The sequence below is a fragment of the Staphylococcus sp. GDY8P120P genome, assembly GCF_017892065.1.
Lineage (GTDB): Bacteria > Bacillota > Bacilli > Staphylococcales > Staphylococcaceae > Staphylococcus > Staphylococcus nepalensis.
The window spans coordinates 131,935-158,627 of record NZ_JAESKI010000013.1; the positions used below are offsets into that span (position 1 = coordinate 131,935).

Consider the following 26,693-nt stretch of genomic DNA (forward strand, 5'->3'; position numbering starts at 1 on the left):
GCTTATATACCTAAATCATTTTAACATTATAACAAATGATAATCTAATTTACTTCATCTAAGCATTTGTCGTATTGGTTTCATACTTGTATTTTGTGGTAAGACATTTATAGCAAAAACTTTATTAGGTGGTGCGGCATTATGAAGATTAAAGATTGGGAAAATGAAAAAGATACACTACACTTATTATCACAGATTTTGGGGAAATATAAATTAGAAGCAAATTACCAAGAACCTCAATGGTCTCACGTCACTCTTAATATAAATGTTCAAGGCTTTTCTACAGGTATGTTAAGTTATAAGACACATACCTTCTCACTGGAAGTTAATTTATTACAACATCAAATTGAAATAGTAGTTGACCAACACATAAATGATATCGATTTAGAAAATGGAAAAACAGTACAATTTTATTACAACCAAATTGAAACGATTTTAAACCAATTAGGTATTAACTTAAAAATCAATACGCTGCCGCAAGAAGTAACTCATCCAATTCCGTTTGAAAAAGACGATACACATCATCACTATGAACCTAAAATAGCTGAAAAAGCTTTAGATTTAATGAAATTTGCCTATCATGCTGAAGCGAATTTTATTAACAGCTTAAGAGTAAGAAAATCAAAACCGGGGTTATTCTGGGGAACTTTTGATATTTCATGCATTATTGTAAAAGATAAAGCTGCACCATTTGGAGATGATTCTAAAGTCATTGAACGCGCAGCCTTCGATGAAGAAATGATTGAATTTGGTTTCTGGTTTGGTGATGAACAGTTTGAAAGTCCAACATGTTTTGTCTTACCTTACCCTTTTGCAGACCAATCGTTTAACGCAGATCATCATTTCCCAGAAAATAGTTACTTCGATAAACAATTAATGGAGTTTATTTTTGAACACGCCCATCACCATCATGTTGATACTATTACTCAATTTTTCAAAGCATCTTATTTAAAATTTGCAGATTTTTTAAATTGGACAAATATCGATTATGCATTTACGCCTTTAAAAATGAAACCCAATTACTTAGATGATAAATCGTGACGCCTGAGTAACTTTAACTATGAGATGCATCTTAGGAACATAAACTTAAAGTAATATGTTCTTTTAAAATATTACACTGGATAGCAGCAAACTTTCTCAAAAATAAATCTATAACAGTATTTTAAAAAACTTATTCTTTTAAAGTGGTAGCCAGTTATACATGCGTCTTAATCCATGCAGTCATTTATGAAGGTAATCAGCATAGTACTTGTATTTTTTCTAGTTATTCTTGCTGGAGCGGCCCCCCGAAACTATTTTGGAAAATATGGTTTCTCTCCCGCTTCCTTCTTTATATATAATCTTTTTACATACACCAACTGATGTTAAATAACCAATTCGAATTGTATTGCAATATAAGCAAATGTACTTACATGCATATTTAAACACAATGATAAATAAATTTTAAAAAAGTAAGTTCAACCTTTAGCTTTAACATACGACAAGTGATATAATGTTTTGATGTGTAATTTGTTAAGAAAGAAGTGAGTATATTGACAGAAACCGGAACATTCCATATTGAAAAAAGAATCCCTCTGTTTATAGTTCTATTGTCAGGGGCTTTTATAACTATTTTAAACCAAACTTTACTTGGTACAGCGTTGCCACCCATTATGAAAGACCTTCAAGTATCAGAAAGTACAGTTCAATGGTTACAATCTATATTTATGTTAGTAAACGGGATTATGATTCCTGTCACTGCATTTTTAATTGAGCGCTTTACATCGAGGCAACTATTCTTAACTGCAATGAGTATCTTTGCAGCAGGTACGCTACTCTGTGCTATTGGAATTGATTTTTCAATGCTATTAATTGGACGTGTCCTTCAAGCTGCGGGCGCAGGTATTATGATGCCGCTTATGCAAACTATTCTATTTTTAACTTTCCCTAAAGAAAAACGCGGTACAGCAATGGGTCTATTCGGACTTGTTATCGCATTTGCTCCAGCAATTGGACCTACCTTATCTGGTATATTAGTTGAACACCTATCTTGGAGAAGTGTCTTCTATGTAGTATTCCCTATCGCGATTGTTATTATTATCGCTTCCATTTTCTTATTAAAAAATGTTACAGAAACAACGCATCCAAAATTAGATATTGCTTCAGTTATCTTATCTACGCTAGGTTTTGGCGGATTACTATATAGTTTCAGTTCTGTTGGTGAAGCAGGTTGGGGAAGTATTCAATTTATTGTACCTATCATTGTTGGTGTCGTTTCACTCGTTATATTTATTCGCCGCCAATTAAATTTAAAAGAACCAATGCTCGAGTTTAGAGTGTTTAGTTACGGTATTTACACATTAGGTACTGTACTAAGTATGTTTGTATTCGGCGTATTAATCGCAACGAACATCATCTTACCACTATACATGCAGAATATGTTAGAATTCTCTGCATTAGAATCTGGTTTAGTATTACTTCCAGGGGCAATCATTATGGGTATGATGAACCCTATTACTGGTTATCTATTCGATAAATTTGGTGGCAAGTGGCTCGCTCGTATTGGCTTATTTGTATTAGTTATTTCAACATTACCATTTACAGTGTTAACAGAACATACAAGCTTTACGTATCTTGCTACTTCAAACGCATTCAGAATGGTTTCAATCGCTATGGTTATGATGCCTATGACTACATTAGCAATCAACCAATTACCAAACGATTTGATCGCACATGGTACAGCGATGAACAACACATTTAGACAAATGGCTGGTGCAATTGGTACAGCAGTTTTCATTACTATGATGTCTGTTTCAGCAATACCTTCAGAAGGTATGGTTGGTATGATTCATGGTGTAAACATCACATTCATTACTGCTACAATTATTTCAGTTATTGCACTGCTATTATCATTTAAACTTTCTGATGACAGTAAGCCAAAACGTCGTACATTATAATTCATAATCGTTATCAAAACCTCGTAAACATTTTAGTTTACGAGGTTTTTCTGCAACATAATGCACCAAGGGTTTATTCATAGTAATAATAAGGTTATCATCCACCCTTATCCCAAAGTGTTTTGCTTTAATTAGGAACGGGTAACTATATACTAGCTCTTGACATAATTTTTCGTTTTACACTTGCTACTGTTAGTCGTCTATTTTGCACTAACAGTAGTTTTTATTTTATCTTGCTATGTTACGCTTTCTAGTGGATGGGTTATACAATCATTTAGAGGTGATACTACATGGATGAAAACACAAAAAAAAGAATTAGAGTTTACATTTCTAGGCTTTGATATAAAAATTGACGCTTTCTATAAACTTCTTTATCAAATCAACGATATCCTGTTAGCCTTATGCTTTATCATTGGTAGTTTTTTATTTTTTAGTGAATCCACTACTTTCTATGGCACTGTACTATTTGTCATTGGTAGCTTTGAATTATTAATTAGACCTATCATAACTATTATTAGAGATATCCATATATATAAAGTTAAGAAAGATAAAAATTTATAAGTTTGAGTTGTTTTCTGCTAAATAGATAATGCTGTATACACTCTTTACTAAATTTACTCTAATAGGGAGGCATTGATTAGAAACTCATTGCTAGATAAATTTATGAAAAATTTAATTACCAATTTTCAACAATGGTTTCAAGACGAAAAATGAAACCACAGGCAGATGCGCATCAAATATTAAAACAACTAAAAATAAACTGAAAACAGTTATATTTTTAGTGAGCAGGATTATTGCTACTCCCACGGTATATTATTACACTGTAAGAATAATAAGAAAACGAAAAAAGTTAATACCAGACACATTCGATAAAAATTGAAAATCAGCAAAACAAATAAAAAGCACACAAGTGGAATATCTAAAATGATAGAATCAGGTGATATAATGAAAAAAGTTTTGGTTAAATATGACGAATTAGTCCCTAAAGCAGCAGAACTGACAATTAAAGAAACTGAAAATCGTTTTAATGATTTAGTCCCTGAGCAAGTTTCAGATGCCGAGGAATTTATGGGAAAAACGACTGACGCCTTTCTAGATCATTACGAAGCAGTATTTCGCAAAAATTTACACGATCTTGTACTAGTGTCTCTCAACGAGCAACTTAATGAATCATAACTTTTAAAATGATACACTTTGGCGAAAATGCTTGAAACCAAAAATAGCATTTATCAATCACATGCATTGTGTGACATTAAGCGTTTAGAATATAAATATATTTACCTAAAGTACAAACGTCAATTTCTATTGAAATAATATAGAAATTGACGTTTGCTTTCATAAATCTAAGTGTCTTTTAGTTCGGCTAAATAAATGCATTCTTTATTACTGACTAATACTATAATTCAGCTAACAAACCATTTTTACTTTTATATAATAAAAACAGCCTATGTTTCATGTAATAACTACGTGGAATATTAATACTATGAGTACCTAAAGGAGGTAATACGATGACTTTCGAATTTAAACATGATGTAGGAACTACTGAATTACCAGAAAATATTAATTCAGCAGTAGCTTTAGAATTTTCATTCGTTGATGCATTAGTAGCTTTAGATATAGACATTAAAGGTATTGCTGATGATAATGATAGTACGAATTTAATATCACCAATAAAAGAAGAAGTCGGTGACTATGTCTCAGTAGGTACACGTGTTGATCCAGATTTTGAATCAATTCGTTCTGCTGCCCCACAACTTATTATCGGAGATGCTGATCGCCATGACGATATATATAATGAATTAAGCGAGATAGCTCCTACGATTTTATTTAGAAGCTTTGACGCTGGTTACCAAGAATCATTAGAAGTATTCCAACGTATTGGTACAGCAGTTAGTAAATCTAAAGAGGCTAAAGAACGCTTAGATAGTCACAAAGATTTAATAAATAACTATAACAATCAAATTGATATAGATAAAAATAAAGAAACCCTAGCAGTTGTAATTTCTGAACAAGGTGTGACTGCACATTCAGATAAAACATATGTGGGTGAATTTTTAAATAAATTAGGTTTCAAAAACGCACTTAACGAAAAAATTGCTGATAAATTACCAGCATATAGAGAATCAGATTATTTAGAAATGTCATATGAACAACTTGCTAATGTTAATCCAGAAAGATTAATTGTTATGGTTGAAAATGATGATGATGAAGACTTAAACAAATTACAAAATAGTAATCAATGGGACGATCTTGACGCTGTAAAAAATAACAGAGTGCATTTTGTAAATAGAGATGAATGGGCTAAATTACGTGGTTTAGTAGCTTCTGAAGATATGATTGAAACTTTAGCTAACCTCAAAGAATAATCAGCATTTATACCGGCGTTAAAATATCAAAAACTTTATCCTTTTACCTTCCAACTGCTGTGATGTTAAATATATTTAACGAAAATAAGTGTTCGCTTATTCACACCCCTCACTACTGCGAGTAGCGAGGGGATTTTTATTGGTTTGGCCTAATGTCGCCTAATTTTTTATTTCATTTACTATGCCAATAAGTAGACGCATCATAACACAATCAATGATGATTGACGCTTTAATGCGAACGAAAATGAGCATCCTTTTATACCTCTTTCTTTAAATCAACTTGGCGCTCGAGAGATAGGTGATTTCATTATTATAACGTCTGTAAACATCTGAATGTGCCCACTCCCAGCAATCGATTGTGTTAACTAAAAACAAACAATTCCATGGTTTATTTTGCTGTTTAATTACTTGATGGTTACATATAATGATTATTGGCATTACAGCTCTAACCATAGTTCAAAAGGATAAATCACTATGTGGCTGTTTATGTTTATAATTTTTATGTATGGTATTTTATTTCTAAATGACTAAAACACTTCTTTTAAAAAGAGGTGTTTTTTTATAAATTATAATCATCATTTCACTCAATATAGTTCTTTATATTTAAACGGTTTATATAATCTTCTTGGATACCGACTAATTACTAGTTTTATTAATATAAGAAAAGCGAAATCTTTATACCCCTATAGGGTATATGTTATACTCTCATTATCTTATAAATATCTTTAAAAATTAAAATTCAGGAGGTTTATTGTGTCGAATAACTGAAACCCCCATAGTCAACATGAATGTGAGCAACGTTATCGTAATAAATACGATGAGGAAAATAACTCAAAATTTACGTGTGCTACAGGATATAACGTGGTTATCGCCCCTCTTATGTCCGATATATCAGCTTTTATTAGTTTGATATTACCACAGACTGCAGACGCAATTATTAATATCTTTAAACACGATACTCATAGTAATTAACGCTTTTACATTAAAATAAACGAAGGAGTTTTTAAATATGATGAAAGAATTGAGCTTTATTATATTAGCATCAGGTTTAGTATTATCAGCTTGTTCCAATGATAATGAAAAAGAAAAACAAGAGTCTAAAGACCAACAACAAGAAGAACATATGGCACATAAAAGCGAAAGTAAAGCTCCAAATGGTATAAAGACTACAGATGATGGTAAGTTTAAAAAAGGTGATGAAGTTACTATTACAGCAGGACACATGCCTGGTATGAAAAATGCCGAAGCTACCGTAAAAGGCGCTTACAAGACATATGCTTATGTCGTAAGCTACACACCTACAAATGGGGATGAAAAGGTTAATAATCATAAATGGGTTGTTAATGAAGAAGTTGCCAACGCCCCTGAAAGCGGACTCAAAAAAGGCGATACAGTTAAGTTAGAAGCTGATCACATGCCTGGTATGAAAGGTGCAAAGGCTAAAATAGATGATGTAAAAAACACCACCGTTTATATGGTAGACTATGAATCCACGGAAAATGACGAAGTGGTTAAAAATCATAAATGGATGACAAGCGACGAACTCAAATCACGTTAAGCATGTTACTAACATTTATAAATTAACTATTTAAGATTATACTTTTAAAAATGGATTGTTGAAACCAACAATATAACATTTGCTTTTGTCACTTTACTTAGTATGTGTGGGTAATTTTAGCTAACAAACGAGAAATTCTTGCAACATATGCTCCAAAATTCAGCTCCGAAAAGATTTCTTAAATTAGAAATCTTCACGGGGCTTATTTTATATTCCTTTCCTCTCTTACCACAGGTATTTAGCTTTATCCTTGTATTTTCTCTTATGTTCGACAGAGTACCTTGTAATGTATCAAAATTATATTTAGCGATTTTATCCTTATTTTGAGCTTCTATTTGTTTTATATTATTAATAAATCGTTCAATATTATCCAAAGTTTCTATAAATATATCTGTTCTATTGTAAATATATCTATTTAAATAAATAATTTTAGCATTATTTCCGAGAAGTTCTTTTTCTATATCGCTTATATAACTATTAAATATAGTGAAAATATCTACGTTTTTTATTTCTTTATACTGCATTTCTAACTCGCTTCTTTTTTTTCGCTCTTCATTTAATATAGCTTCAATATACTGTTGGTATATCCCTTGTTTTTTCATATATATTTTTTGTTGCTTCATCAATTTTTCAGATAATTCATTTTTATATTCTATTAGTTCAGGGTTTTGTGGAAAGTGAAAGTTTATTAGCTTTAATAAATCTTCTCCTTCTATACTATCACTTATTTGTAGTTCATAATTTTCAAGTAAATAATCTTCTAATTCATCTATTTCTTTTTCATTTAAAGTTACTATGCCATTTAGGCATAATTCTTTAAGTTTCATATAAATGTTGAGACGATAACCAAATGAATATCTACCACCTTTTATTATATCAATTGCTTCACTTTCTTTACCTTTAACTTTATCCTCACTATACAACATAAAATTTCTTAATATATACAGTACGTCTTCCTCTGCATTTTTTTCACTAAAATTATCGTTTAGCTTTTTTTGATATTCTTCTATATCTAAAACACCTTCTAAAATATAATTGTTTAATTCCCTTGAAAAAAAGGAATATTTTTTTGCAATTTCATTTTCTTGAAAATATTTTTGGTAAATTTCTTCTTCAGGTGATGGTTTTTTTTCTTAGAGTTTATAAAAGTAAACCCATTAGGAACTTTCATATCTTTGAATTTTTCTTCATTGTCAATTACATTATTTCTATTTATATTATGCAATATAAATAGAGAAATAAATAAAGACATACGTGTATTCACTTGTTCTTTATTACAATTTTCTAATTGATCATATATATTTTTAAAATCTGTTATTACCAAATTTAACGTCCTAAGATTTAATACATTTGCTTTAGACGTGGACAAGGGTGAAACCTGAATTAATTCTATTAAATCTTGAATTTCATTTTCATTAAAATAACTTTTTCTCAAATCATTATTTAATATTTTCTTTCCTACTTCTAAATTACTTGGAAACTTTAAATTTCTACTGATTACCTTCTCCCAATAATTTTTCATCTCATTTTTATTTTCACTCGTTATTGCTTCTTTATTACCAATTATAATAACTTTACAGTTAAAGCTGTCTAATAAAACATTACGTATAAACCCTAAAAATTCTTTTAAACTGATTCCATCATTTAATCTTTCTATATCGTCTATTATAAAGACGACTCGTCCTCCATTATTATTGAGCTTATCCTTAATTTTATCACGTGCTTTTGATTCTAAATAATCATCTATTGAAGCAGTTATATTTTCAGTATTCAAAAACTTTACTTCAAACATTTTAAAAATATTACTAATTCCTTGTTTTAAGTTTTCGCTAATTACATCATCATCTACATAGCTCAAAATTTTTGTAACAATTATTTCTTTTATTTCTTTCAAACTATGCTTGCCATATACGCTAATATATTCTTTCTTATAACATTTCTTATCGTGGATTTCTTGAATTTCATCATTATCTTCTCCTACTTTATTTAAGAAATAATCATGCTCAAAGAAATGTGTTTTACCTGTTCCCCATCCTCCATCAACAAACACTGCAAAATTTTCATCTTTCTCTATATAATTTGTTATAGCTTCTTTAAATTTTTCCATTCGTTCACTTCCGTTTATATAATTTTATAAAAAATTACCAACTTTTATAAAAAGCAGTTAAGGTTTAAATGTGCTAAGGATATAAAAATTCCAATTATTTTGTATATTATGTTCTCAACTCAATAATAACCACTTCTATTAACTCAACCTAGTAAATTTTATATAAATTATTCTTTATGTTACACTCATACTCATTAATTAAAAATATGGTTCGTCATATGCAAGCCTTACTGTCGTCTAAAGCAAAGTAGGGTTTAATTTTTTATATCCTTTCTCTATTTGGAATATAATATTTTGAGTAATAGCAATCACATTTTGGATCGCATCGTTTTATGTTTCTGAACTATGATATTTTACCACTATATTTGGGATAATTATTATAGTAAATATATCTATGTACCCTTGGTTTAATGATCTACCTATAGGCAATAATAATGATTTCAGAGCTTTTATTTGGTTAATAATGAATATTTCGGTCAATGTTTTCAAATAAAATTTAGCCTTTTTATGATCAAGTTTGTTAAAAAGGAGTGATCAATCATCTTATATTACTACAAATTATTTTGGATGAATGGGTTAAATCTAAAAGGGAGGTCAAGACGTAAAGAATTTTGGTACCCAGAACTAATGACATTTATTATTTCTTTAGTGGCTTCTGTTTTAAACTATATAATACCTATACCTTCCATTTTAGCTATAATTATTTATTGGATTTTTACAATAGCTACATATATCGCAAATTTTTCTGTATCAGTTCGACGGTTTCATGATTTAGGTATGTCTATGCTTTTCCCTATAATATTTTTTATTTTTGGTATAATACTAGGTGTCACTAATAACTATATAGCTGAAATAAATACAGGCTCGTTCTTGTATACTTTATTTGTCATTATCGGGGTTATATACATAGTAATGTGTATTATATCTTTAGCTATTTGTTGTACTAATGGTTCCAAAAAAGAAAATAAATATGGTAAGGACCCTAAAGAAATATAACCTATCAAACCCAATATAGCTAAAAGTATAAGTATTGCGTTATCATACAATCTAAACACTTCTTAGGTTTATGTTATAGGTAATACTTATTTTTTTAATTATTATACTTTTTGCTTAATTTACAAAATCTCAATAAAAATTACCCCCGCCCCCACATCTTTCAATTCTTGCGGGGTGAGGGGGTATTAGGATTTGTTTATGTTTGTATCTGTATTTTCTCTTATGATTTTCATAACGCCTTAGTGGCTATAAACAAAAGTATCTCTCTTGATTCTTTTTAAAAATCTTCAACTAACGTTTCTTCAATTTGCCTTTAACTTTATCTACTATGTTTTTTTAACTACTTTTTCTCGCTTTGCTCTTGTATATCTTTAAGTGTTATCTTCACTTTTGCTTCTGGCAAAAGCTTTATATCTTTTGTCTCTTCTTTAAATTTTCCAAATTATCTTTTATATACAAATTCTGTAAATCCCGAAGGTCTGCTGTCTTACTAATATATGTTTTAATAGTTGCTGATTTAAATTCACGAAATTTATGAGATACGTCTTTAATTCTTTTATAATAATCTAACTCACTCATTTTATATTTTTATGAGACTCTTCTATACGAAAAATAATTTCCTTTTACATTATCTATATTCTCTAAATTCCTTCCAGAACTTCACTTTCTATTACTATTATTAATTAAATTGACTATACATTAGTAACCTGTATAGTCAAAACATATTTACGGGGATATGCAACGCCCGATAATCAATCCTTTTCATTCATTAGTGTTATATACTTTTTAATCCATTGCTTAATGTCTGCTTCCTGTAAGTTGTCTGTAGCAATTTTAACCATATAGTCGGCCACTTCTTCATTACTAGCATTAAACTGATATCCATTCATCTTAAGGAAAACAACCAATGTCATTAAAGCTGTTCTTTTATTACCATTGTAAAACACATGTTTTTGTACTAAATTTCTAACTAAGTTAGCTGCTTTCAGTTCTAAAGTGGGGTACTGTTCTTCACCAAATACACATTGCTTAGGTGCGTTAACTAGCATATTTAAAGCATTTGGTTCTTTTACGCCTATTTGCTCATTAGGGCTATATTTATTAATAACATATACATTTAGTGTGATAATGTCTTTTTCTGTTAAATACTGCATATGCTGTCCTCCAGTAGTCTTTATCATTCATCTACATCTACGTATTAACCTGCTGCTATCTATTCACTAAATCTTTTAAAGCACTATCATACTGATTACTTACTTGATCGGCCATGCTTAAAATATCCATTTCGTTACTATCCGTTTTAACTGCTTCTAATACCACTTGACCATTCTCAACGTTAAATGCGATTTTTTGTCCCTCATTAATATCTAAAGCTTGTATTACTTCCTCTGGTATTGTTAGAACCTTGCTATTGCCAATTTTTCTAAGTTTTCTTGTGTTAGTTACTGCCATATTGGTTATCCCCTTCCGAAATCGTATTTCCTAATATATCTTTGTATATCTTTCACTATATATCATGCGCTATCTTTTGTAAATAAAATCATTTAGCTTTAATTCATTAATCACTTTAGCTTCAAAAGCTTCTTTATAAATAAAATTCCTATATACATTACCTGTCGGACGTTCTATATACATGTTATATAAATACATCTCTTTATCTAAACTAACAAACTTTTTTTAACAATTATCAGTATCTTTCTCAATTTCTCCAAGTATTAATACGTTATTTCAGCTTTCATAAATAAAATTATTTATGAAACTACAAGCCTAGTAACAAATCAGCAATAGTCGCTACAATTAAATGCATAAGCTACCTCCTATTTATAAAATTCAACATACTTACTTAAAATAAAAACAATTTATTTCTAATATGTTGGACCACTATAATTATATTTCTCTTTTACAAAAAAATATATTATTCTTATAAAAATACTATTTCTTTTAATCACTATTTTTGTTAACCTTTAATCGGCGTAAAAAATTTAGGAGGTTACATTTTGGAACTTTTATCTATGGAAAATATTAGTAAAAAAATCAAACGAAAACGCATTTTGAAAGACATCACATTTTCACTTGAAAAGGGACATATTATAGGTTTGGTTGGCGGAAATGGTGCTGGTAAAACCACATTAATGAAAGTTATTTTAGGGCTTTCTAACTATCAATCTGGTACTTTGAAAAATCATATCAGTACTAATCAGAACGATATAGGAGCGTTGATTGAAGCTCCTGGATTATACCCATTTTTAACAGGTTATGAAAACATGAAATTAATCGATGAAGACCCCGATAATAAAAATATAAATCTTATTATCGAAAAACTAAAAATGGAAGACTTTATACATAACAAAGCCAAAACCTATTCTTTAGGTATGAAACAAAAATTAGGTATTGCGCTTGCTTTCTTAAACCATCCACAACTCGTTGTATTAAACGAGCCTATGAATGGATTAGATCCTCGGGCTGTAAAAGATGTGAGAGAAGCAATTATTAACTTAAGGGAACAAGGTGTTACTTTCCTTATATCTAGTCACATATTAAGTGAACTTGTTAAAGTGACTGACTCACTCTTGATTATCGATAAAGGGGAAATTGTTAGAGAAACTACAATGGATGAATTGAATCAAACAGATGAAAATGATTTAGAAAATGTACTTCTTAATATTATTGACCGTAAGGAGAAAGCCTAACCATGACAACACTCGTAAAACAAGAACTATTTAAAATGTTCAAGAAAAAATCATCTATCATTATTCCAATCCTTATTTTTATTTTAATGATTGGGTTAGCAGTACTAAGTAAAAATTACCCTGATATTATGGGGTCAAAATCACTATTCAAACAAGGTTATAGTTCATTTTCTTGGATTTTCTTTCTCATGATTATACAAGCAAGTACGATAATTACAATGGAATTTCATTATGGTACAATTAAAAATTTATTATATCGAAATTATTCTAGAACAAGCATTATCATAAGTAAGTTTATATCATTATTTATTTATTCACTTATTATATTTGTGATTAGTATTATCATTTCTTTAGTTATCAATTTAACTATGTTCTCTGACATTAATATTTTAAAACAAACGGGTGATAACCTATCCCTTTTACAAGAAATGTTATTAACTGCATTAGGTAATTATGTTGGCATGTGGTTATTACTAAGCTTAACGCTACTTATCTCTTGTATATTCAAAAGTCCTGGCGTTTCTATTGCGATTGGCATTATCTTTTATTTCGCTATTTCTATTGTTTCTGGCATATTATTTGCATTAATTAATCAATGGGAATGGTTAAAATGGTTGCCTATTAATATGTTGAACTTAAGTTCTCAAATTATAGATAATGAAATGATGAAATCATTTACTAAACTGGAATTGCATGAATTATTTATTGGCAATATTGTTTATATTGTAGTTTTCTTAGCTCTAGTTATCCTCGTTTTCAAAAAGAAAAACGTCTAATTTTGGCACCGAAATTATAGTATAACTAAACACGCTCTTAGCACTATTAAGAGCGTGTTTTTTTAATAAAAAGGTTAATAAAACATAAATTAAGATTAATTTTAAAGATAACTTATTTTAGTATAAGGATTATTATTTTGTTTTCTTAGCTTACTGATACAGAGATACTTTAGATAATATATGGTTTATTGTCTTTTTGATGATTGCATTATTGTTTTTAACCTTGCAACTGATTATTTTGCATCTAAACAGAAATGAGGAATTAAATAATGGCTAATAAAGAAGAAAAAGTAACGCATCCTAAGGCAAAATCACTTGGTATCATAGGCAACATTCTGGGATGTTTGACTATTGTAATATACTCACTGAAATCAACTTTTAGTATTCCTAATTTAGAAAATACAGCTCTTATTACAGCTTTTTTGACATTTATATCGTATTTTATTGGAAACATTATATTAAAATCCGCCATAGGAATGATTGCTAGTTTTATACTGACTTTTTATTTAATTATCATACTTTTAACTTAATTTACAAAATCACAAAGGAGCGTTATATATGTTTGAAGCTAAAAAGAATACGATAAAATCCATGCTAATACTCGTATGGTGTTTTATTTACACTGCTACTGATATGTATAACAAAATGAACTTATTTATCCTTATCATAATTGCTATTGTATGCGGTTTAGCCATCCATTACATAGTTGATTTTATCTTTAATCAAATAGATCAATTTTAAAAATAAGAGATGAATATTGAAAAAATTAATAAGTTATCCTGAATTCAAATTTTTAAAAATGGAGGTGAATAAAATGAAAATTTCTTGGATTTTTTGGTGGATCATAAGTGCTATTGAAGTTTTAAGTTTTATAGGATTCTCAATTTTACTCTGGATGAGAGATATAGATGCTAGCGGAGCAATACAAACGACGCAATTAAAGTGGGCTAATATAGCTGTTTTAGGTTTTGCTTTTTTATTTCCATTTGCAATACAAGTAGCATGGTTAATCACTAATTTAGTCTTATCAAAAAACAAATTAAATCAGTCTTAGATTAAGAAAAAACGGTCATATCAACAACCAATCGAATTTAATACCTTTGAATTATTTCTGTATATAGTATCAAGACACGAAAAAACTCATTTCAAAAACCAACAAAAAGAGGTGGATTATGTTCAATATCCAAGATCCCAATTACGCTAAAAGATCTATAAAAATATTCATCTTCACAGCTATTATTTTCTTAATCACTTTTGTTCTAGCAGTTATTTTCAGCCCGTCAATCGAAAATTTCAAAAATATGACAGATGGCCAACATGGGAACATCGCCAGGGCAAATGGCTTAACCAAGGTTTGGGAATATATTATAAATAATGGCTTTAAAGTCCCCTTTCAAATGTTTATATTTTCTTTAATTCCAATTCCATTTTTATACTTTTTAAATTTAGTTTCTACAACAATAACCACTGGAATAGTATTTGGTTTTGTAGTTCATTTTGATTTTGATAAAGGTATCATAATGGTATTATCTTCAATTCCGCATACAATCATAGAAATACTTGCAATGTGTCTTGTTATCAGTGGTTTATATAAAGTAAGCCAATCAATTATTAGAAAAATAAGTAATATTTTTAGAAAAACTAAAAAGCAAAATTTATCATTTAAATTGGCGTTAAGTAATGTTTTTAAAATTTACTTTCTAATTGCTTTACCTTTATACATACTCGCAGGATTTATAGAAACATACTTAACAGATTTTATATATAATTTATTTATTTAAATACAACGTTGCTTTATTAACGTTGAACTTCTAAATCCTTAACACCCCCCAAACTTGTCGAATGGTTGGCTTAACAGCTCACACTATGCCGGCATCCGTCTGCAAGTTTAATTAAGCGTGCTTCTAAACACATAATAAATTTTCTCGGCATAAATACATTCTTTAAACAAAATTTATGCTCTATATTTAAGAAGATAAGCCATAAATTAAAAGTGTAATTGGTGAAATCAAGAGTAAACCACTAGATAAAACATCTAACCGTTTATCTTTATTATTACTAAGTGTATTTTTTAAAAGAGAAATAAAAGACACTAATATTAACAAAGTACAAATTATATATATAACTATAATAAAAGTTCTTTTTTAATAAACTTTATCATAACGATTATGGTTTTACAGGTCTATTTGTCGTCGTTATAAACGAATTAAGTCTCGTAAGGTCACACTTATGCGTTCTAAAAAGAATGTGGGCAAAATCGTAAACGACCTTTGTTGATTTTCATTTTAGTTTTAATTAAACAGTTTTGTAGTGCAGATACAACAATTAATACTACATCAAAATTCAATTAAGATTTAGAGATTTCGGATAAATAGTTGCACAATTTGTCTGTTTTAATATCTCTATATCTTCCGATAAATTGTAATATAGTAACCTAATCCAAAGAATATTTAAAAAAATTATTTATTATCTATACCAATATACACAGGGTGACTCCCTCTACTTTGATTAAATAACACTAACTTCTTCCAATATCACTTTTTTTGTTTATTTATCATTACTTGGATATATAAAGCAACCCATAACTCCTTAGGATGAGGTGTAGAAGATTCCATTATTAAACGATGTTGCTCACCCCTACGTTGAGTGAATAGATTTTTTCCTAAGTCTAAAAACGAGCGACGTGCTGAAAATATTTTTGTTCCTTCTTTGTTTGAAATAGTTGTCTCAGTTGATAAGTATGGATTATTGAATAAATATGTAGTCTTATTATCAAAAAACGCATAGGACGTTTGTTGCTTAATGCCGCCTTTTAAGATTTTTATCATCTCTAAGCGATCAATTGCTTGGTTATTAATCAATACACTATAATGTGGCCTTAAAGACCACAGTTTAATCCTTTTCAAAATAATATTATAGTTCGGTGATGTAACTTTTAAACCGGAAGCAGATACAATATCAAAAATACTAAGCCATTTTTGAATTTTATTATTAAAATATAGCGTCCAAGCCATTTCTGTTAAACCATGTATTTTAATGTGCATATCATCAAATATATATAATGGTGCTTGATAAAAAAATTCATTTTCTTCTAATCAAGGGCTTTTTTCTCTTATTGCAATTTCTTTTTTATACCGTCTTTTATAAAATTTTCTCAATGTAATTGAACCAATCAACGCTAAAATACTTGCAAACCAAAATGCGGTTAAAATTCCTGGTGAAATAGGATTACTTAAAATTCCTACCAAACTACTAATCATTATAACCGTTACTAAAATAGTTTCAATAAATAATAATAAAATAGCCAATTAAACCTATCCTTTTCAAATAATTCATTTTTCCTAATTCATTTTTCCTGGGCATAATATAACATCTACACCAAGTTTCTGCTGTATAAACATAACAAAACGGACGGTTTTTATATAAATAAAGTAAAAACCATCCGTTTTATAAAATGTTTGAACCGCTTGAGCAATTATGTGCCTTACACGCTTCTTTTTAATATAACTATTGGTAATAATCGTCAACTACGTTGAGTAGTTGATTTTTACATAAAGCCTTTTAACATGCCATACCAATACATTCTCGGTAACAAATCTTTTTTAAATATATACATGCTTCTTCGTTCTTTGGCTTGGTTAAAAGGTAACGTTTCTTGTGGCTTTTTATTATAATCAAATTCAGCTAAGATTAATTTATTATAGCCTGTGACAATTGGGCATGAGGTATAACCGTTGTAATGATGTGTTAACATTTCGTTATTCATTACTTGTAACAAATTAAGTGTCACGACAGGCGCCTGTTTTCTGATAGCTGCACCCGTTTTCGAAGTTGGTGCGTTAGATGCGTCGCCTAGACCAAATACATTTGAATATTGTCTGTGTTGTAAAGTGCTAGGATCTACATCTACCCAACCATCATTATCTGCAAGCGCACTTTTTTTAATCACATCTAAAGGGCCCATAGGTGGCGTAACATGTAACATCTCGTAGTCTAATGTTTTTACATCACCATTCTTAATATGCTCAAATTTGGCCATTTTTTTCTCTCCGTCAATTTCAATCAGATTGTAATTGTAATTAACAATAATATCTCTTTCTTCAGCTATTTTTTCTAATTCTTTACTATACTTTTCTACATCAAACAACGCAGTTTTAGGTGTTTCATATATTACGTTAGCTTTTGAACGGATATTATGTTTTCTAAAATAATCTTCAGCTAAATACATAATTTTCATCGGTGCGCCTCCACACTTAATAGGTGTATTGGGGTGCGTGAAAATAGCATTACCGCCTTTGAAATTAGAAATTTGTCGCCAAGTTTCGGTTACATACTCTGGCGAATAATTAGAACAAACGCCATTTTTACCTATGTTCTCTTGTAACCCTTTAATAGACGACCAATTAATTTGTAGCCCTGGAGCAACAATTAAATAATCGTAATTAATGGTTGTATTATCTCCTAGCGTAATATTGTTACTTTCAGGTTTAAAACTTAAAACAGCTTGATTAATCCACTGTGTCCCTTTAGGTATAACATGCTTCATGCTTTTACGAGAGTTTTTTAGTTTAGAAACGCCCCCGCCTACTAAAGTCCATAAAGGTTGATAATAATGATTTTTAGCTGGATCAATAATAGCTATATTGCCCTTTAAATGTTGGTTTTGTTTCAATAATCTAGAAGCAACTGTGATACCTGCTGTGCCTCCGCCTACAATAGCAACTTGATAGTGTTTAATCATTTACCCACATCCTTAAATTATTTTAATGAGGACGGTAAATCTTGATAGCCTTCTCTAACGTTTACAATATTAGTAAAACCTCTATATTCTAGTATACCCGTTGCAATCGAACTTCTAACCCCTGATTGACAATGAACGTATATTTTATCGTTTTTATCAAAAGGAATTTCTGCGCTTAATAATTTACCATGAGGGATATTCACCGCTTGTTCTAAATGTCCTTGGTTCCATTCTTCATCGTTACGCACATCTAGCACATGAGTTTCTTTGCCAGTCATATCCGCGCTGTGAATAGAAGATGTCATGATTGTTGTTTGTGGCAAACGATAACCTGCTACATTTTCAAAACCAATTAATTGTAAAGTATGCACTGCTTCTTCAACTGTAGCTTTATCGCCAATTAAGTCTATATCTTTATCATAGTCTAAATACCAACCGATTTGATTAATAAAGTTGTGATTATAAGGAATATTGATAGTTCCTTGCGTATGACCGCCATGGAAAGCTTCTTTACTACGAAGATCAAAAGCGATTCTTTCATTGTTTGAGCTAGGGTAAACATTATAAGGTTGGTACATGCTCATACCAAATTGGTTAATTTGTTTCATTTGGGCAAAATGATGCGGTGGGGCTGGTTGGTTTGATGTCAATGTTTCAACAAACGTTGCTTCATCAGTTACATTAAAGGCCCAGTTGTTTATTTTTTCGTAACCTAACGTAGACATCGGTACTGCCCCTAATGCTTTACCACATGGGCTACCTGCACCATGACCTGGCCAAATTTGAATATAATCTGGTAAATCTTTAACATTATTTATAGATTGATACATTTGTTTTGCACCGATTTCTGTTGAGCCTTTCATTTGAACAGCTTTTTCTAATAAATCAGGTCTACCTATATCACCAACGAAGATAAAGTCACCACTAAATAGTCCCATCGGTATATTAGAGCCTCCCCCCTCGTCAGTAAGTAAGAAACTAATACTCTCAGGGGTATGACCTGGCGTATGCAAGACTTCTAATTTAATATTTCCTACATAAATAGTGTCTTGATGTCTAACAAAATGAGTTTGTTTTGGCATCTTTTTATAACTCAAATCATCGTCACCTTCACCAGAAACGTATATACTTACGTCCAATTTGTCCGCAACATCTCTAATACCTGAAGCAAAGTCAGCATGAATATGCGTTTCAGCAGCTTTCGTAATTGTAAAACCTTCGTCATCTGCAACTGTCATATATTTTGTTAAGTCCCGTATTGGATCAATAATCATCGCTTCCCCTGTACGTTGACATCCAATTAAATAAGATGCTTGAGATAAATGGTTATCATAGAATTGTTTGAAAAACATAGAAAAACTCCTTTTTTAAATAAATTTAATTTGTTAAATAAATAAATTATGGCTCGCTTGTTCTGTTTCGCCTATATAAGTGCCTACACCGCCAAATTCAACTTCATCTCTTAATTCTTCTTTTGTAATTCCCATAACATCCATGCTCATCTTACATGCGATTAATTTAATATCTTGTTCTATCGCTTGATTGATAAGTGATGGTAAAGAATCTACATTTTTCTTTTTCATTACGTAACGCATCATGATATTACCTAAACCGAACATATTCATTTTTGATAATGGCATGCGCACTGGCGTCTTCGGCAACATCAAATCGAACATTTTTGCAATGCCTTTCTTCTTAACATGCGTTGCTTGTGCTTTTTTTAATGCATTAAGCCCCCAGAAAGTAAAGAAGATCGTTACATCTCTGCCTGCAGCTTTAGCACCATTCGCAATAATCATTGCTGCCACCGCTTTATCTAATTCACCACTAAAGAGCACAATTGTAGTACCTTTAGCAGTATGGTTTACTTCCAGTTCTTTTGGTTTTTCTTTTTGGATAATAGCATTGATTCCATCATGATTTTCCTCCAACTTAACAAGTGAGTGTCCTGTCTGTTTCGACCAGCTTTTAATATCACTAAGAAAACCAGGATCAGTAACGGTTACTTCAATTTGGTCGCCTATTTCAATATTTTTTATTTCTTTACTAAGATTAACTATAGGGCCCGGGCATTGAAGACCATTAAAATTAAATTGTTTGCGGCTCGGTTTGATTGCTTTATTACCATCTTCTACCACATCGTCATGATTCATATTTTGTTTTTCATAAGCTGTATAACCACCGTCTAAATTCACAACGTCATAACCTTGTTTAGCTAAATATTCGCTTGCTTTAGCGCTTCTATTACCACTTTTGCAGTAGACATAATAAGTTTTATCCTTGTTCTTATCGAATGTGTCAATATTTTCTACAGAATGTAATATTGCGCCAGTAATATGCCCTAACTCATATTCTTCTGGTGTTCTAACATCAATCAATTGTCCTTTTTTCCCCAATTGCTCTAACTCTACTTTACTTAATTCGTTAATATGTTCTTCTTGATATTGTTTCATATTTTCCTCCTCTAGATACCTATAGGGGTATAGTAACAGGTAAAAACAACCTAAGTCAAATACCCCGGTAGGTATTTGACAATTTACTATAAATTTATTACTATAAATATATTCAATTTAAAATCGGAGGAAACCAATATGGATTATAATAAACAAATGGTAAATCGCATCAATAGAATACAAGGCCAATTAAACGGCGTTATTAAAATGATGGAAGAAGAAAAGGATTGTAAAGATGTCATTACGCAACTCAGTGCATCAAAGAGTTCAATCCAACGTTTGATGGGTGTTATTATAAGTGAAAATTTAATAGAATGTGTAAAAGCAGCCGATGATAAGGGAGAAAGTTCTCAAGAAATGATTAATGAAGCTGTGAATTTATTGGTAAAAAGTAAATAATGGACATGCTCAATATAATAACTATGTTGTTGATTGGCATATTTGGAGGTTTTATATCTGGCTTGGTAGGCATAGGAGGAGCCATTATTATTTATCCAGCTATTTTGTTGTTACCGTCCTTATTAGGGGCTCCTGTCTATAGCGCATATATTGCTTCGGGTCTCACTTCTAGCCAAGTGTTTTTTAGTACACTCAGCGGCTCATTTAAGGCGAGAAAGAAAGCTGAATTCTCACCTAAACTTGTAATGAATATGGGCGGAGGTATGGTTATTGGAAGCATATTCGGAGCAATGCTAGCTAATTTATTTAACGCTACTTTTATAAACACTATATATATAATCATCGCCATTGTTGCATTATTATTAATGTTTGTTAAAGTTAAATCTGTTTCCCAAGAGGTAAGGTTCAAACCTGTTTTACTTATCTTAGTAGGATTTGGAATTGGCGTAGTATCAGGCATTGTAGGTGCAGGCGGCGCATTTATTATTATTCCCGTATTGTTAGTTTTATTCAAATTGCCAATGAATACAGTAGTGACTAACAGTATCGTCATTGCTTTCATATCATCAATAGGGGCTTTTATCATTAAATTCATACAAGGTTATATCCCTCTAGAAAGTGCAATATTCTTAATAATTGGAAGCATGCTCTTTGCACCTATAGGACTAAAAGTAGGTGCCAAGGTACCTGATACTGTTCAAAAAACCATTGTCAGTATCTTAATCGCAATCGCAATTATACAACTTGTATTTTAATAAATTAAAAAGGAGGCTTTAAATTGAATCACTGGGATGAAAAATTTGATTCAGAAGAATATATTTATGGCAAAGAAGCGAATTCATTTGTCAAAGATATTTTTAAAAAGCAAACAAACAATAATGAGAAAATTTTATTACTTGCAGAAGGTGAAGGCCGTAACGCGATATATCTAGCAAAACTTGGGTATGATATAACAACTTATGATATGTCACAAGTTGGAATTAATAAGCAATACCAATTAGCAAGTGAAGCACGTGTTGATATCGATGCAAACTATGGAGACATCACAAAGCCTAATTTAGCGCCTCAGTCATCATTTGACTATAGTATTAATATCTTTGGTCATGTGCCTAATGAAGGCAAACAAGAGATGTTCAATAACCTCGTTCAATCATTAGTCGTAGGGGGTTATAGTTACTTTGAGTTTTATTCAAAAGAACAATTAGCATATGGCACTGGCGGTCCTAAAGACGAATCCATGTTATATACTATTAATGAAATCGAATCTTATTTAAAGCATTTGCCTGTTAAGATTCATCAATTAGAACAGCATGAGATCTATCGTAATGAAGGTATTAAACATACTGGCACAGGTTCTATCATTCAAGGTCATGTAGAGAAAATATAATATCTAATCCTAAACAATCAATATCAAGTCTTAGCAATGGTTAAAAATAAGGCTTCATAAATCATATCTGTTTTTAAATCAAATCCCCAGTGTTAATAGTTAACATTGGGGATTTTCGATTTATTGATTTGAATTAACGTTTCTGGCCCCCACTTTTTAAAGTGTCTTGAATAAACACTCACTTAAAATATAATTAAGGTTAAGTATAACCCGATTAAAGTAAGAAATAGCACTGGTATGGTAATTACAATCCCCGTTTTGAAATAAGTGCCCCAACCTATTTTAACACCTTTTTGTGTCAAAACGTGTAGCCAAAGTAAAGTTGCTAAAGAACCAATTGGTGTAATTTTCGGGCCTAAATCCGAACCGATTACATTCGCATAAATCATACCTTCTTTAATTATGCCAGTTATACCAGATTGGTCAATCGCAATGGCGTCTGTTAATACGGTTGGTAAATTATTCATAACTGATGATAAAAAAGCTGAAATAAATCCCATACCTAAAATGCTGTTCAATAACCCATACTCTGAAATATGTGATAATATATCGGCTAAAACAGTAGTTATACCTACGTTTTTCAAACCAAATACAACTAAATACATACCTAATGAAAAAATAACGATATTCCAGGGCGCCTCTTTAATGACACGTTTTGTATGTACAGCGCTAGATTTACGTGCGAATAATACAAATAGTAATGCAATCGCGCCAGCAATCATTGATACCGGGATATGAATCAATTCACTTACTAAATAACCAATGAGCAATATGATTAACACAACCCATGATATGTTAAATAACCTTTTATCTTTGATGGCTTCTTGAGGCGCTAAAAGTCTTTTAGTTTCAAATGATTTAGGGATGGCTTTTTTAAAATATAACCATAGCACTAAAATACTTGCACAAAGTGCAAAAATATTTGGAATCAACATTCGACCAAAATACGCTATAAAACCAATGTTGAAATAATCTGCAGAAACAATATTAACCAAATTGCTGACAATAAATGGTAAAGATGTCGTATCTGCAATAAATCCACTCGCAATAATAAATGGGAATATGACTTTTTTATTAAATCCAAGGTTGCGGACCATTGCTAAAACAATAGGCGTTAATATTAAAGCTGCTCCATCATTTGCAAAAAATGCAGCCACAATTGAACCTAATAACATAATAAAGATAAACATTTTTAATCCATTACCTTTTGAAGCTCGGACCATATGCCTTGCAGACCATTCAAAGAAGCCTATTTCATCTAAAATCAACGAAATCAAAATCACTGCAACGAATGTCAATGTCGCATTCCATACAATCGATGTTACTTCAAGTACATCTGAAAAGCTTACCACACCAGTAATAATAGCAATGATGGCACCGATCAGCGCTGTTATACCAATATCTAAGCCTTTAGGCTGCCAAATCACAAATATCAAAGTAACCACAAAAATACAAATTGCTAAAATATCCATCATAAGCATTCACCTGATTGTATATTTTTACAAACACATGAAGCATCGGCTAAATGAATCGTATTTAAATTGTCTATAACTGCTTTTAATATATCATGGTTGAGGTTATACATACGTTTATTACCTTCTTTTCGTGATGAAACCAAATCATGGTTGATTAATAATTTCATATGGTGACTTAAAGTTGGCTGCGAAAATTTAAAATATTCCAGTAAATCACACGCACACAATTCACCGCATGAAAGTAAATCAATAATCTCTAACCTACTTGAATCTCCCAAAATTTTTAAAATGGACGATAACGCTTTATACGACAAAATAATCCCTCCTGAACACTATATAGATTATCATCTATATAGATAGATGTATATATCATTTTGTTCAAAGGCGTTTATTGAAAAAGTACGTGGATATCTCGTTTCAATTCATTTGCGTTTAAATACAAACCAAACTTTTAATTACGTTTGTTAGAAAAGTAAAACCATTTAGTATTTCTGTTACTTTCAACTAGACATATACTAGTTCCATTTTATAGCTTAAATCTAACTCATTTAACTTCCACTATGTGTATATTCACACTTCCTATCGTAAGGTTTACAAGAAGTTACATAAAATCTCACATAATCCAAAATGAATGCATCCGTTTATCTTATTAATAGAATCACCCTTTTAATATGCGTCATCAACTCATTATTGTAGGAATTATAAAACAGTTATATTGAAAGCAAGTGAAAACATATATTTTACATACAAACAACAAGCTAATAAAAGACCTATATTATAATGGTATTATCAAAAACAATCCAAAATCATGGTGCCGATGACTGTGCGCTTCTACCCTGAATTAAAGTAGAATATAAGTTATTTTCACATGAAAAGGGCAATTGAGGTAATAGAATCATTACAATACTATTGAGAGGCGTTTCATAAAAAATGTATAAACAAAGAAAGTCGGTATATTGGCATAATATAATACTACTACGTCAATGTACCGACACTATAAAACGCTATTTCTCTTGATTATAAAACACGAAAGAGACGAAACAAAAATTTAATTTGTTTCGCTTTACTCAAAAACACACTTAACATATTTTTTTGAAAATCAATCATATAAGGTTACTTTTACAAGCTGATATTTAAAAAGCAATAGACTAATCTTAGTAAAACCCTGTTTCTTAATCAGTTCCGTCATATAAACATCTAATTTTGAGAACGTGTTAACTATAAGTCTTTTTTACCAAAACCAATAAACCCTATAATACTTAGCACAACAAAGATAATAAACATAACAATGGATGGTTGTATATGAAAATCTTCAATTGGCAATTGCGGTATATGTTTAAAAGGGGTGATGTCTTTCATCCACGCTTTAATATTTAACAACACACCCAAGTAGTTAACTAAAAAGGTATAAGCTAAAAAAGCATAAACCGCTAAGACTAAGCGCATGCCCCATCCAACGATAAGAGTGCCTATGCCGATAAATACAAGTATAGCGGGTACATGGACAATTGCCGAAGTAATGATTGTATCGAATTGGAAAGGCTCCTTCATAGCATAATATTGCCCAACATACAAACCTAATCCGGATAAGAACAACATTACAACAGCATTTACTAATGCAAGCAACCAAAAACTTAACAAATATTTAACGCGTGATAAAGGTTTGGATAATACAAAAACTGTATAACCTTTATCTTGTTCTTTTTTAACTTTAAATAAAGTCATCAACGCTGGGATAGTACTGACCATTGCCATGATTAACATTAATTGTGGTAAAAAATGTTCCGCATAATTCCCCGATGCATTAGGTATCATAGATTTTAATAAAGGGTTATTTTCAAAAAAGTCATTTATATCGCCAAAGATAGACCCGTATGATAAACCTAATACAAACAAGCCAATACTAAAATAAATAAATGCTGATTTTTGAAGTCTTATTTGTAAACCTAATGGAGATTTCATATACCATTTTGCATGACGTCTATGTACACTTTTAGGTAACAAAGTTTCATTCATATCTCGCATTGCGTTTAATTTAAAACTAAGACATACTACGATAATTGATAATATGAGCATCCACCAAAAAGGCCACCAGTTATTCTCTGAAAAAGCGTAGCTTCTTGATAACCAGCCCATAGGCGAAATCAACGAAAGTTTCTCATTACTTACATCACCAAAAGCACGTAGTAAGTACATAACTAATAAAAATGAAATGCCAGCACCGACTACTTCAGTGCTCGTGGCTACTATTTGGGCTATTAAAATAGTAAACGTTGCAATCATAATACCAAACATACCCAGCGTCACGCTAAAAATCACGGCGCCAGAAAAATCTATGCTTTCAATACCAAGCGACACTAAACCTAATGTAGTTAATAAAGCAAAGCAAATGTTGAGCAACATACACATCGCTAAATGGCTTAATACAGTAGCTTGTCTGCCGATAGGTAAAGCATTCAAAATCTCTGTCCTGCCATCTTCTTCATCGCCCCGCGTGTCTTTAGCTAAAATAGTTATATTCATAATAGCTAACATGATTCCAGTAAATAAAATCATCTCATGGGTAAATAAGACCCCTACATTGGCCTGTCTAAAATCTCCTGGGCCGAGCATAGCTTCCATCGCTGGATTTTCAGACATTTCAATAATAGGCGTCATTTTAGCTGGATCTGGATACATCGATTCAAAAGCCGGTGGAATCATTAATGTCAAACCTACTAAAATAACAAGCCACAATAGCATTTTCAAACGGTTTCTTTTTAAATAGAACAAGAAAATTTTAGTTGTTTGATAAAAGTTTGATTTCATAT

Annotated in this window: 28 protein-coding genes; 16 read left to right on the forward strand and 12 right to left on the reverse strand. The window is 30.8% G+C overall.

Features of this window, described 5'->3' with window-relative positions:
• Nucleotides 1-140 precede the first annotated feature (140 nt).
• From KA900_RS09760 to KA900_RS09785, 6 genes are all read left to right on the forward strand, one after another.
• Nucleotides 141-1,040: a DUF5996 family protein gene (locus KA900_RS09760; protein ID WP_210139512.1), complete on the forward strand. Its 900-nt coding sequence runs from the start codon at nt 141-143 to the stop codon at nt 1,038-1,040.
• A gap of 491 nt (nt 1,041-1,531) precedes the next feature.
• Nucleotides 1,532-2,935 (forward strand): MDR family MFS transporter, encoded by a 1,404-nt coding sequence (locus KA900_RS09765; protein ID WP_207572961.1) that lies wholly within the window; start codon nt 1,532-1,534, stop codon nt 2,933-2,935.
• Nucleotides 2,936-3,229: 294 nt separating this feature from the next.
• Entirely contained in the window at nt 3,230-3,496 is a 267-nt protein-coding gene (locus KA900_RS09770; protein WP_210139514.1) for a YrhK family protein, read from the forward strand.
• A gap of 363 nt (nt 3,497-3,859) precedes the next feature.
• Nucleotides 3,860-4,111 (forward strand): hypothetical protein, encoded by a 252-nt coding sequence (locus KA900_RS09775; RefSeq protein WP_096811082.1) that lies wholly within the window; start codon nt 3,860-3,862, stop codon nt 4,109-4,111.
• 332 nt (nt 4,112-4,443) lie between these two features.
• Nucleotides 4,444-5,301 carry an ABC transporter substrate-binding protein gene (locus KA900_RS09780; protein WP_119488023.1) on the forward strand — a complete coding sequence of 286 codons (858 nt, stop codon included), beginning with the start codon at nt 4,444-4,446 and terminating at the stop codon, nt 5,299-5,301.
• A 1,009-nt stretch (nt 5,302-6,310) separates the two neighbouring features.
• The gene (locus tag KA900_RS09785) at nt 6,311-6,859 is read left to right on the forward strand and encodes a DUF1541 domain-containing protein (RefSeq protein ID WP_096811084.1); all 549 of its coding nucleotides are present in this window, start codon (nt 6,311-6,313) and stop codon (nt 6,857-6,859) included.
• A gap of 116 nt (nt 6,860-6,975) precedes the next feature.
• Here the strand turns inward: KA900_RS09785 and KA900_RS09790 are convergent, their stop codons facing one another.
• Nucleotides 6,976-7,782: a hypothetical protein gene (locus KA900_RS09790; RefSeq protein ID WP_207572960.1), complete on the reverse strand. Its 807-nt coding sequence runs from the start codon at nt 7,780-7,782 to the stop codon at nt 6,976-6,978.
• A 116-nt stretch (nt 7,783-7,898) separates the two neighbouring features.
• Nucleotides 7,899-8,966 (reverse strand): P-loop NTPase fold protein, encoded by a 1,068-nt coding sequence (locus KA900_RS09795; RefSeq protein WP_210139516.1) that lies wholly within the window; start codon nt 8,964-8,966, stop codon nt 7,899-7,901.
• A 567-nt stretch (nt 8,967-9,533) separates the two neighbouring features.
• Between KA900_RS09795 and KA900_RS09800 the strand changes: the two genes are divergently transcribed.
• A complete protein-coding gene (locus KA900_RS09800) occupies nt 9,534-9,962 on the forward strand; it encodes a DUF805 domain-containing protein (RefSeq protein ID WP_242693736.1) in 429 nt (142 codons plus the stop codon).
• Between the two features lie 752 nt (nt 9,963-10,714).
• Here the strand turns inward: KA900_RS09800 and KA900_RS09805 are convergent.
• Together KA900_RS09805 and KA900_RS09810 are read right to left on the reverse strand one after the other, a co-directional pair.
• On the reverse strand, nt 10,715-11,116 hold the full coding sequence (locus tag KA900_RS09805; RefSeq protein WP_119488227.1) for a type II toxin-antitoxin system death-on-curing family toxin: 402 nt from the start codon (nt 11,114-11,116) through the stop codon (nt 10,715-10,717).
• Between the two features lie 55 nt (nt 11,117-11,171).
• Nucleotides 11,172-11,414 carry an AbrB/MazE/SpoVT family DNA-binding domain-containing protein gene (locus KA900_RS09810; protein ID WP_096811087.1) on the reverse strand — a complete coding sequence of 81 codons (243 nt, stop codon included), beginning with the start codon at nt 11,412-11,414 and terminating at the stop codon, nt 11,172-11,174.
• Between the two features lie 545 nt (nt 11,415-11,959).
• Between KA900_RS09810 and KA900_RS09815 the strand changes: the two genes are divergently transcribed.
• The 6 genes from KA900_RS09815 to KA900_RS09840 all read left to right on the forward strand — a co-directional run bounded on the left by KA900_RS09815 (nt 11,960) and on the right by KA900_RS09840 (nt 15,209).
• Nucleotides 11,960-12,652, forward strand: coding sequence for an ABC transporter ATP-binding protein (locus tag KA900_RS09815; RefSeq protein ID WP_210139518.1), 693 nt, complete (start codon nt 11,960-11,962; stop codon nt 12,650-12,652).
• Between the two features lie 2 nt (nt 12,653-12,654).
• Nucleotides 12,655-13,428, forward strand: coding sequence for an ABC transporter permease (locus KA900_RS09820; protein ID WP_096811089.1), 774 nt, complete (start codon nt 12,655-12,657; stop codon nt 13,426-13,428).
• A 269-nt stretch (nt 13,429-13,697) separates the two neighbouring features.
• Nucleotides 13,698-13,958: a hypothetical protein gene (locus KA900_RS09825; RefSeq protein ID WP_103373720.1), complete on the forward strand. Its 261-nt coding sequence runs from the start codon at nt 13,698-13,700 to the stop codon at nt 13,956-13,958.
• A gap of 28 nt (nt 13,959-13,986) precedes the next feature.
• Nucleotides 13,987-14,169: a hypothetical protein gene (locus KA900_RS09830; protein ID WP_096811091.1), complete on the forward strand. Its 183-nt coding sequence runs from the start codon at nt 13,987-13,989 to the stop codon at nt 14,167-14,169.
• Between the two features lie 73 nt (nt 14,170-14,242).
• Nucleotides 14,243-14,482: a DUF3923 family protein gene (locus KA900_RS09835; RefSeq protein WP_210139520.1), complete on the forward strand. Its 240-nt coding sequence runs from the start codon at nt 14,243-14,245 to the stop codon at nt 14,480-14,482.
• Nucleotides 14,483-14,600: 118 nt separating this feature from the next.
• Complete coding sequence (locus tag KA900_RS09840; protein ID WP_096811093.1) at nt 14,601-15,209, forward strand: stage II sporulation protein M; 609 nt, start codon at nt 14,601-14,603, stop codon at nt 15,207-15,209.
• Between the two features lie 753 nt (nt 15,210-15,962).
• Here the strand turns inward: KA900_RS09840 and KA900_RS14785 are convergent.
• The 5 genes from KA900_RS14785 to KA900_RS09860 all read right to left on the reverse strand — a co-directional run bounded on the left by KA900_RS14785 (nt 15,963) and on the right by KA900_RS09860 (nt 20,622).
• On the reverse strand, nt 15,963-16,442 hold the full coding sequence (locus tag KA900_RS14785; protein WP_242692961.1) for a hypothetical protein: 480 nt from the start codon (nt 16,440-16,442) through the stop codon (nt 15,963-15,965).
• A gap of 81 nt (nt 16,443-16,523) precedes the next feature.
• Nucleotides 16,524-16,736 carry a hypothetical protein gene (locus KA900_RS14790; RefSeq protein WP_242692960.1) on the reverse strand — a complete coding sequence of 71 codons (213 nt, stop codon included), beginning with the start codon at nt 16,734-16,736 and terminating at the stop codon, nt 16,524-16,526.
• Between the two features lie 239 nt (nt 16,737-16,975).
• Nucleotides 16,976-18,169 (reverse strand): type II sulfide:quinone oxidoreductase Sqr, encoded by a 1,194-nt coding sequence (sqr, locus tag KA900_RS09850; RefSeq protein WP_096811094.1) that lies wholly within the window; start codon nt 18,167-18,169, stop codon nt 16,976-16,978.
• Between the two features lie 17 nt (nt 18,170-18,186).
• Nucleotides 18,187-19,521, reverse strand: a complete 1,335-nt coding sequence (gene cstB, locus KA900_RS09855; protein WP_119487952.1) for a persulfide dioxygenase-sulfurtransferase CstB — start codon at nt 19,519-19,521, stop codon at nt 18,187-18,189.
• A 33-nt stretch (nt 19,522-19,554) separates the two neighbouring features.
• A complete protein-coding gene (locus tag KA900_RS09860; protein ID WP_210139522.1) occupies nt 19,555-20,622 on the reverse strand; it encodes a DsrE/DsrF/DrsH-like family protein in 1,068 nt (355 codons plus the stop codon).
• Nucleotides 20,623-20,760: 138 nt separating this feature from the next.
• On the opposite strand from KA900_RS09860, the gene cstR reads away from it, so the two are divergent.
• The 3 genes from cstR to KA900_RS09875 are packed head-to-tail and all read left to right on the forward strand — an operon-like array spanning nt 20,761 to nt 22,408.
• Entirely contained in the window at nt 20,761-21,021 is a 261-nt protein-coding gene (gene cstR / locus KA900_RS09865; RefSeq protein ID WP_017722250.1) for a persulfide-sensing transcriptional repressor CstR, read from the forward strand.
• The gene (locus KA900_RS09870; RefSeq protein WP_103372682.1) at nt 21,021-21,776 is read left to right on the forward strand and encodes a sulfite exporter TauE/SafE family protein; all 756 of its coding nucleotides are present in this window, start codon (nt 21,021-21,023) and stop codon (nt 21,774-21,776) included. Before cstR ends, KA900_RS09870 begins: the two co-directional genes overlap by 1 nt.
• Nucleotides 21,777-21,799: 23 nt before the next feature.
• Complete coding sequence (locus KA900_RS09875; RefSeq protein WP_103372681.1) at nt 21,800-22,408, forward strand: class I SAM-dependent methyltransferase; 609 nt, start codon at nt 21,800-21,802, stop codon at nt 22,406-22,408.
• 182 nt (nt 22,409-22,590) lie between these two features.
• Here the strand turns inward: KA900_RS09875 and arsB are convergent, their stop codons facing one another.
• The 3 genes from arsB to KA900_RS09890 all read right to left on the reverse strand — a co-directional run bounded on the left by arsB (nt 22,591) and on the right by KA900_RS09890 (nt 26,691).
• Nucleotides 22,591-23,883, reverse strand: a complete 1,293-nt coding sequence (gene arsB, locus KA900_RS09880; protein ID WP_210139524.1) for an arsenite efflux transporter membrane subunit ArsB — start codon at nt 23,881-23,883, stop codon at nt 22,591-22,593.
• Nucleotides 23,880-24,197, reverse strand: coding sequence for an ArsR/SmtB family transcription factor (locus KA900_RS09885; protein WP_096811099.1), 318 nt, complete (start codon nt 24,195-24,197; stop codon nt 23,880-23,882). Before KA900_RS09885 ends, arsB begins: the two co-directional genes overlap by 4 nt.
• 904 nt (nt 24,198-25,101) lie before the next feature.
• Complete coding sequence (locus tag KA900_RS09890; RefSeq protein ID WP_210139526.1) at nt 25,102-26,691, reverse strand: ABC transporter permease; 1,590 nt, start codon at nt 26,689-26,691, stop codon at nt 25,102-25,104.
• Nucleotides 26,692-26,693: the final 2 nt, after the last annotated feature.